Here is a 666-nt window from a genome sequence, read left to right on the forward strand (position 1 = left end):
CGCTACGCCGGCAAAACCCAGGCCTTGCGCCCGATTTTCAGCGAGTACGGCCTTATCCGTGCCCGCGTTCTGGTTGAAGTGCGCTGGCTCCAGCGCCTCGCCGCTCACGCCGGTATCCCGGAAGTGCCAGCCTTCTCCGCCGAGGCCAACGCCGTTCTCAATGAACTGGCTGAAAACTTCGCGCTGGAGCACGCCGAGCGCGTCAAAGAGATCGAGCGCACCACCAACCACGACGTGAAAGCGATCGAATACCTGCTCAAAGAGCAGGCGGCCAAACTGCCGGAGCTGGCCAAGGTCAGCGAGTTCATCCACTTTGCCTGCACCAGCGAAGACATCAACAACCTGTCCCACGCCCTGATGCTGCGCGAAGGCCGTGACGACGTGATGCTGCCGCTGATGCGCCAGACTGCCAACGCCATCCGCGAACTGGCCATCCGTTTCGCTGACGTGCCGATGCTGTCGCGTACCCACGGTCAACCAGCTTCGCCGACCACTCTGGGTAAAGAACTGGCGAACGTGGTTTACCGTCTCGAGCGTCAGATCGCTCAAGTCGCTGCCGTACCGCTGCTGGGCAAGATCAACGGCGCTGTCGGCAACTACAACGATCTCGTTTCGGCCTACGCGTTTATTGAATGGTAATGGATTTATCTCGTATTCATTTTATTT

1 pseudogene is annotated in these 666 nt (G+C 59.3%); it reads left to right on the forward strand.

The features are described from left to right. Nucleotides 1–636 (forward strand): annotated as a pseudogene (locus ACIOVB_RS27440) (lyase family protein); the annotation flags it as partial. Between the last annotated feature and the right edge of the window lie 30 nt (nt 637–666).

The organism is Pseudomonas sp. NPDC087639, from assembly GCF_044743385.1.
Classification (GTDB): domain Bacteria; phylum Pseudomonadota; class Gammaproteobacteria; order Pseudomonadales; family Pseudomonadaceae; genus Aquipseudomonas.